This window comes from Caulobacter sp. B11, assembly GCF_002737765.1.
In the GTDB taxonomy this organism is placed as follows: Bacteria; Pseudomonadota; Alphaproteobacteria; order Caulobacterales; family Caulobacteraceae; genus Caulobacter.
The window spans coordinates 1-6,899 of sequence record NZ_PEGG01000141.1 but is presented as its reverse complement, the minus strand read 5'-3'; the positions used below and the strand labels follow the sequence as shown (position 1 = coordinate 6,899).

The 6,899-nt window shown below is 67.9% G+C and carries 7 protein-coding genes and 2 pseudogenes; 5 read left to right on the top strand and 4 right to left on the bottom strand.

All coding sequences use genetic code 11. The features are described from left to right. The 4 genes and pseudogenes from CSW58_RS07130 to CSW58_RS07115 form a co-directional block, all read right to left on the bottom strand. Positions 1-902 (bottom strand): annotated as a pseudogene (locus CSW58_RS07130) (hypothetical protein); the annotation flags it as partial. A gap of 117 nt (positions 903-1,019) precedes the next feature. Beyond that, positions 1,020-1,781, bottom strand: coding sequence for a bifunctional 2-polyprenyl-6-hydroxyphenol methylase/3-demethylubiquinol 3-O-methyltransferase UbiG (gene ubiG, locus CSW58_RS07125; protein ID WP_099446822.1), 762 nt, complete (start codon positions 1,779-1,781; stop codon positions 1,020-1,022). Position 1,782: 1 nt separating this feature from the next. Then, positions 1,783-1,956 carry a hypothetical protein gene (locus CSW58_RS15035; protein ID WP_236627700.1) on the bottom strand — a complete coding sequence of 58 codons (174 nt, stop codon included), beginning with the start codon at positions 1,954-1,956 and terminating at the stop codon, positions 1,783-1,785. 203 nt (positions 1,957-2,159) lie between these two features. Continuing rightward, entirely contained in the window at positions 2,160-2,693 is a 534-nt protein-coding gene (locus CSW58_RS07115) for an AbrB/MazE/SpoVT family DNA-binding domain-containing protein (RefSeq protein ID WP_236627699.1), read from the bottom strand. Between the two features lie 203 nt (positions 2,694-2,896). On the opposite strand from CSW58_RS07115, the pseudogene CSW58_RS07110 reads away from it, so the two are divergent. The 5 genes and pseudogenes from CSW58_RS07110 to CSW58_RS07090 all read left to right on the top strand — a co-directional run. Further along, positions 2,897-4,141 (top strand): annotated as a pseudogene (locus CSW58_RS07110) (aspartate kinase). Positions 4,142-4,209: 68 nt separating this feature from the next. After that, complete coding sequence (locus CSW58_RS07105) at positions 4,210-4,674, top strand: hypothetical protein (protein ID WP_099446821.1); 465 nt, start codon at positions 4,210-4,212, stop codon at positions 4,672-4,674. Between the two features lie 85 nt (positions 4,675-4,759). Next, positions 4,760-5,704 carry a DMT family transporter gene (locus tag CSW58_RS07100; RefSeq protein ID WP_099446820.1) on the top strand — a complete coding sequence of 315 codons (945 nt, stop codon included), beginning with the start codon at positions 4,760-4,762 and terminating at the stop codon, positions 5,702-5,704. 116 nt (positions 5,705-5,820) lie between these two features. Next, positions 5,821-6,360, top strand: coding sequence for a hypothetical protein (locus tag CSW58_RS07095; RefSeq protein ID WP_099446819.1), 540 nt, complete (start codon positions 5,821-5,823; stop codon positions 6,358-6,360). A 185-nt stretch (positions 6,361-6,545) separates the two neighbouring features. Further along, on the top strand, positions 6,546-6,899 hold a 354-nt coding region (locus tag CSW58_RS07090), incomplete at its 3' end, for a GAF domain-containing protein (protein ID WP_143755114.1).

Below are 6,899 nucleotides of genomic sequence, written 5' to 3'. Positions count from 1 at the left end.
CGATCATAAGCGCCCACGCCGTACCGGCGATCATAGTCGCGGCGCGCGACTTCATAGGCGGCCCGGTCGCGCTCATACTGGGCGCGCTGCTCGCCGTAGTTGGTGTTGTCGCCGTACTGGGGGCCATCGGTCATGAAGCGCCCGGCGGTGGTCGGGTTGCGACGGTCATAGGCACCGGTCCCGTAGAGGCGGTCATAGTCGCGGCGCGCGCTCTCATAGGCGGCCCGGTCGCGCTCATACTGGGCGCGCTGCTCGCCGTAGTTGGCGTTGTCGCCGTACTGACGGCCATCGGTCGTGAAGCGCGCGGCGGTGGTCGGGTTGCGACGGTCATAGGCCCCCGTCCCGTAGCGGCGGTCATAGTCGCGGCGCGCGCTCTCATAGGTCAGGCGATCGCGCTCATACTGGGCGCGCTGCTCGCCGTAGTTGGCGTTGTCGCCGTACTGGCGGCCATCGGTCGTGAAGCGCGCGGCGGCGGTCGGGTTGCGACGATCATAGGCGCCCGTCCCATAGCGGCGGTCATAGTCGCGGCGCGCGCTCTCATAGGTGAGGCGATCGCGCTCGAAGGCCTGCTGCTCGGCATAGTAGGCGCGGCTGTCGCGGTAGGTCGGGCTTTGATACTGGGTCGCGTATTGCGGATAGCGGCGGTCATAGGCGCCCGAGCCGTAGCGGCGGTCATACTGAAGGCGGGCGCGCTCATACTTGGCGCGATCGCGCTCATAGGCGCGCTGTTGGGCGGCGTAGTCGGCCGAGCGTTCGTTATAGGCTGCCCGCTGGTCGCCATAGGCGTCGAGCCGTTGCTGATAGGCGGCCGAGGCCGCGGCCGTCTGGGCCAGGGCCGGTGCGGCCGTGCCGAGCGCGACGGCGGTGGCCATCAGACAGGCCAGATGTTTCGAGGTGGTCATGGAATTCTCTCCGTTCAGACGAACGGATCGACGTCGAGCCCCTGAAGCGGGCCGCCAATCCTTAGTCCCTGCGGAGGGAATAAGCCCCAGACGGCGCGACGGTTCCGCTTGGCGGCCTCAGTCGCGGGTGACGGTCATCATGTAATTGATGTCGCAGTCGGTGGAGCGGCTCCAGCGGCCGGTCAGCGGGCTATAGGTCACCCCGAACGGGCCGTGCATGGCCACAGGCTCGGCGGCCAGGAAGGCCCGCAATTCCTCGGGCTTGAGGAACTGCTTCCAGTCATGGGTGCCGGGCGGGACCCAGCGCAGGACATATTCCGCGCCGATCTTGGCCAGGGCCAGGGCCTTGAGCGTGCGGTTGAGGGTGGCGACGATCAGCAGGCCGCCCGGCGCCAGCAGCCGCGTGCAGGTGCGGAGGAATTCGCCGGGATCGGCGACATGCTCGATCACCTCCATGGTCAGCACCACGTCGAACGGCCCGGCGTTCTCGGCCAGCAGCTGTTCGGCGGTGGCGGGGCGGTAGGCGATCTGCAGACCCTGCTCGTCGGCATGGGTGGCGGCTGTGGCGATGTTGCGTTCCGACGCGTCGATCGCCGTGACCGAGAAGCCCAGGCGGGCCATGGGTTCCGACAGCAGGCCGCCGCCGCAGCCGATGTCCAGCAGGCTCAGCCCCTCGAACGGCGCGCGGTCGTTGCCGTCGCGCCCGAAGCGCGCCAGGGCCTGTTCGCGGATGAAGGTCAGGCGGCAGGGATTGAACACGTGCAGCGGCGCGAACTTGCCCTTGGGATCCCACCATTCGGCGGCGATGGCCGAGAACCGCGCCACGTCGGCGGGGTCGATGCTCCAGGAGGCGGGGGCGGCGGTGTCGGTCTGGGTCATGTCAACGTATCAGCACGACTTCGACCGGCAGGTCCAGATCGCTCCACGCCCGGTCGGCGGTCATGACCGGCAGTTTCTCGCGCATCGCCAGGGCCAGGCAGGCGCGATCACCCAGCGACAGGCCCCTGTGGCGGTGGTGGCGCGCGCAGGAGAGCGGTCCGCATCGCCAGGTCACGATCAAAGTCGACGACAAGGAGAGAGAAGCCTTTCAACTGATCATCCACCTGATCAGAAGACAGGCCGCTGTCGAGCATCTTGGACATGACCTCTGTGAGATTGACCGCGTTGATCAGCGCTCCCGTCAAGGCGACCGCCACGTGTTCCCGGCCTCTTTCCCGAAAGACCAGGGCGAGGACCGCTGAGGAGTCCATCACGACGTCAGTCGCCACGACGCTTCCCGGCCCTGAGCATCTGCGATTCAAGCTCGTCGATCGCGGCTTCGCGCCTGCGATCCTCGATCAGCTCTTCTGAAGCCAGCTTGTCGAAAGACGAAGGCTCCGCGAGCCGCGTCTTCATGAGCCTGATTCCGGTCATGCCGCTGACGAGCGTGAAGCTTTCCTCGCCGAGATCGGCGATGATCAGGCTGCCCGGCCGCGCGCCGAGCGCCTCCAAAACCTCCGGCGGCAAGACCACCGAGCCGTCCGCGCCGACCTCAAGCCAGTAGGTATGGGGGATCGCGTGCTGGAAAGGCTTTGTGTCCGCCTCCGCCAAGCCAGGTGGCGCGTGATCGACGTTGATCGTGGCCGCCTTCGGCTCCTCCAGCACGTTGCGCACATGCTGGTAGCGCTTGCCCAGCATCCGGGCGATCTCGGCGCGGGGATAGCCGGCGGCGGCCAGGGCGCGAATCTTTCCGGCCACGGTTCTTTCAGCGGCGACCAGCCTCGCGACGTCAGGCGATATCGGGTGTGACATGACGACCCTCCGCTTGAAATTCGATAGGTAGGTAGTCAGTCAGGTTGTCCGTTTGGAGTCAACGACGCCCCCCGCGACGAAAAAGACGCGCCCATGACATTGCCGTTGCGCATCCCCCCCGCTAGAAGGCCGTGGCTTGCGCGGTCGGCGGGGTTCTCGTGGCCGCGACGCAAGAATTGACCAGTTCCTAGGGGTTTTGAGACGTGTCACGTCTGGTGATGAAGTTCGGCGGCACCTCGGTGGCCGACCTGGAGCGCATCCGCCGGGTGGCGCGCCTGGTCGCGGCCGAGCTGGCCACGGGCAAGCAGGTCGCGGTGGTCGTCTCGGCCATGTCGGGCAAGACCAATGAGCTGGTGGCCTGGACGGACGGCTGCGGCCGCGCCGCGCCGGGGCTGGTCGAATCCGACGACGCCTATGACCTCGTCGTGGCCTCGGGCGAGCAGGTGACCGCCGGCCTGCTGGCCATGACCCTGCGCAACATGGGCCACAAGGCCCAGGCCTGGCTGGGCTGGCAGGTGCCGATCCTCACCGACGACGCCCACGGCCGTGCCCGGATCGAGGACATTCCGCCCGAAAAGCTGTCGGCCGCCATGGACGCGGGCGAGGTGGCGGTGATCGCCGGCTTCCAGGGCGTGACCGCCGGCGGCCGCATCACCACCCTGGGCCGGGGGGATCGGACACCAGCGCCGTGGCCATCGCCGCCGCCCTGAAGGCCGATTGCGACATCTATACCGACGTGGACGGGGTCTATACGACCGACCCCCGGATCGAGAGCAAGGCCAAGCGCCTGGCCAAGATCTCCTACGAAGAAATGCTGGAAATGGCCTCGCTGGGGCCAAGGTGCTGCAGACCCGCTCGGTCGAGATGGCCATGGCCCATCGCGTCCCGCTGCGGGTGCTGTCGAGTTTCGTCGAGCCGGGTGAAGCGCCCGGACAAGGTACGATCGTCTGCGACGAGGAAGAGATCATGGAAAAGCGTATCGTCTCGGTGTCGCCTACAGCCGCGACGAGGCCAAGATCACCCTGCTGGGCCTGCCCGACCATCCGGGCGTGTCGTCGCAGATCTTCGGCCGCCTGGCCGACGCCAACGTCAATGTCGACATGATCGTGCAGTCGCGCGCCCGCAGCGCCGACACCGCCAACATGGAATTCACGGTCGGCAAGCGTGACGCGACCCGCGCCGTCGAGATCGTCCGCGCCGCCCAAAAGGAAATCGGGTTCGAGGACGTGGCCGTCAACGAGGACGTCGCCAAGGTCTCGGTGATCGGGGTGGGCATGCGCAGCCATGCCGGCGTCGCCCAGTCGATGTTCCAGGCCCTGGCCGAGAAGAACATCAACATCCAGGTCATCTCGACCTCGGAGATCAAGATCAGCGTGCTGATCGACGCAGCCTATACCGAGCTGGCCGTGCGGGCCCTGCACGCGGTCTATGGGCTGGATAAGCTCTAGCGGCCGACGCGGGCGCCAAACGTCACCGAGTCGCGGTATCATTCGATAAAGCGACCCTGAGAGTCTTCATGTCCGACGTCTTCAAGTTCGATCCCGCCGCCAAGACCGTCACCTTCGAGGGCGATGAGGGGCTGGAGCTGATCTATGACCTGCTGCTGCGCGCCAAGTTCGGCGACGGCTATGAAAAGCCCCTGCTGATCAGCCCGTGGCTGGCGGCCCTGCTCAAGCAGCTCGACCAGGCCCTGCCCGACGACGGCCAGTGGTTCCCCGAGCGGCCGGGCCAGCCGATCTTCGACACCGACGACCTGCTGGCCATGGGCGACGCGGTGATCGAAGAGGGCCACACGGTCGGCTGGTGGTCGATGACCGAGCCGGAAAAGCGGCTCTATCTGCGCGAGACCATCGCCGCGCCCCATCCCCTGACCGACCTGGAGGTCGAGTTCATCGAGGCCGACATCGACGCGGCCCTCGAACAGGCGCGCCGCCTGGTCCAGGATGTGTCCGAACCCCTGGCCCAGCCGGGGCACGGCTGAGTCCAGTCCACCGGACAGCTCGGGTCTGTTTGGGCCGTACCAGCCTTCACCCGCCGGTCGCCCGCCGGCCCGCCAAAGCGGCTTCATGACCGATCCGCGCCGCCTCACCCTGGGTCTGATCTGTGGCCTGATCGCCGGCGCCTTCTGGGGCGGCGTGTTCCTCGCCCCCCTGCTGCTCCACGCCTTCACGCCGCTACAGATGACCGCCGGGCGCTATCTGGCCTATGGCCTGGCCTCGCTGGTCCTGCTGGCGCCGACGGCCAGGGCGGTGTTTCGGCGCATGACGGGCCAGGACTGGCGCGACCTGGCCCTGCTGAGCCTGCTGGGCAATCTGATCTACTATGTCTGTCTGGCCGTCGCGGTGCAGAACGCCGGGGTGGCGGCCGCGTCGCTGATCATCGGGCTGCTGCCCGTCAGCGTCACCCTGGTCGGGGCGAGGCCGGGGCAGGGCGTATCGCTGCGCCGCCTGGCCGCGCCGCTGGCCCTGATCGCCGCCGGGGTGGCCTGCATCAATGTGGCGGTCTTCCGCGACGACGGCGGCGCCCCGCCCGCCCGGCTGCTGCTGGGCCTGCTGGCGGCGGTGGGGGCCCTGGCCTGCTGGACGGTCTATGCGGTGTGGAACGCCCGCAAGCTGGAGACCACGCGCCACATCAACAGCCATGAGTGGTCGCTGCTGACCGGCCTGGTCACCGGCGGCCTGGCGCTGTTGCTGGTTGTGCCGGCCTTCCTGGCGGCGAAGGCGCACGCCCCGGCGGACTGGGCGCTGTTCTGGGGCGTCAGCCTGGCCGTCGCCCTGGGGGCCTCGGTGATCGGCAACGGCCTGTGGAACGCCGCCAGCCGCCTGCTGCCGCTGAGCCTTTCAGGCCAGATGATCGTCTTCGAGACCCTGTTCGCCCTGCTCTACGGCTTCCTGCATGAGGGGCGATGGCCCTCTGCGCTGGAGGGCGCGGCGATCGTGCTGCTGCTGGCTGGGGTGCTGTGGTCGGTGTCGCTGCATCGGCCGGTGCCGCAAGCCCATCCCGCAACATGACCGGAAGCTGAACGGCGTCGTTCAGACTGGGTTCAAGCGCAGCTTGTCACAAAGGCTCCAACAGCGCCGCACCGGACCTCTCCGGACTTGGCGACGCCCCTGCAAGGAGCCCCGTCATGGCCAAGTTCACCGGAAAGTTCAGCAAGATCGCCATCGCCGCCGCCGTCACCGGCGCCCTGGTCCTGCCCGCCTCGGCCGCCTTCGCCGGTGACCGCAAGGACAAGCAGACCGAGCGCGCCATCGTCGGGGCCCTGATCGGCGGCATCGCCGGCGCGGCCCTGTCGGACGGCGACAAGGGCGCGATCGCGGTCGCCGCCCTGGCCGGCGCCGCCATCGGCGCCTCGACCGGCGACAATCGGCGCGATCCCCGTTACGCCGGCAACTACAACAACGGCCGCTATGCCAACGGTTACGGCAACACCGGCTACGGCTACGGCTATGGCAACGGCAACAGCGGCTACGGCTATTCCAACAACGGCTACGCCAACAATGGCTACGCCAACAATGGCTACGGCTATTCCAACAATGGCTATGGCAATTCCGGCTACGGCTATTCCAACAACAACGCCCATGGCCAGGATCGCGCCCACGAGCGTCGCGAGCGCCGCGATCGTCGCCAGGACAGCCGGTACGACTATTACGGCCCCCGTCGCTAAGTCCGGCGGGACTTGAGACTTCGACGGCCGGTCGGGCGCGCAGCCCGGCCGGCCGTTGTTCGTTTGGCGGTCCGCCTGCGCGCTCTGCGCGAAATGAGCGGTCTGTCGGCGCACGAAAGCTGGTCGGCGGGCGAAATCTGCTATAGCGCCTAGGAACGCACTCAGAGGGAGCAAGCGCCGCGTCCATGGCCGCATCGGGCATCGCCGTTCGAGGACCCCGCAGCCTGCTTCGGCAGATTCGCGAGGCCATGGCTGGCGCGGGTCCCGCCCAGGCCAAGCTCGACATGGTGGTGCGCATCATCGCCATCTCGATGGTGGCCGAGGTCTGCTCGATCTATCTGCGACGCGCCTCGGGCGATCTGGAGCTGTTCGCCACCGAGGGCCTGTCGCGCGACGCTGTCCACGTCACCCGGCTGAAGCCCGGCGAAGGCCTGGTCGGCGAGACCATGCGCCTGGGCCGGCCGCTGAACCTGTCGGACGCCGCCAGCCACCCGTCGTTCTCGTACCGTCCGGAAACCGGCGAAGACCCCTATCACGCC

Excerpts from the sequence above, each read along its gene's own strand:
- ubiG (WP_099446822.1), bottom strand. The coding sequence starts at position 1,781 with ATGACCCAGACCGACACCGCCGCCCCCGCCTCCTGGAGCATCGACCCC.
- CSW58_RS07115 (WP_236627699.1), bottom strand. The coding sequence starts at position 2,693 with ATGTCACACCCGATATCGCCTGACGTCGCGAGGCTGGTCGCCGCTGAA.
- CSW58_RS07105 (WP_099446821.1), top strand. The coding sequence starts at position 4,210 with ATGTCCGACGTCTTCAAGTTCGATCCCGCCGCCAAGACCGTCACCTTC.
- CSW58_RS07100 (WP_099446820.1), top strand. The coding sequence starts at position 4,760 with ATGACCGATCCGCGCCGCCTCACCCTGGGTCTGATCTGTGGCCTGATC.
- CSW58_RS07095 (WP_099446819.1), top strand. The coding sequence starts at position 5,821 with ATGGCCAAGTTCACCGGAAAGTTCAGCAAGATCGCCATCGCCGCCGCC.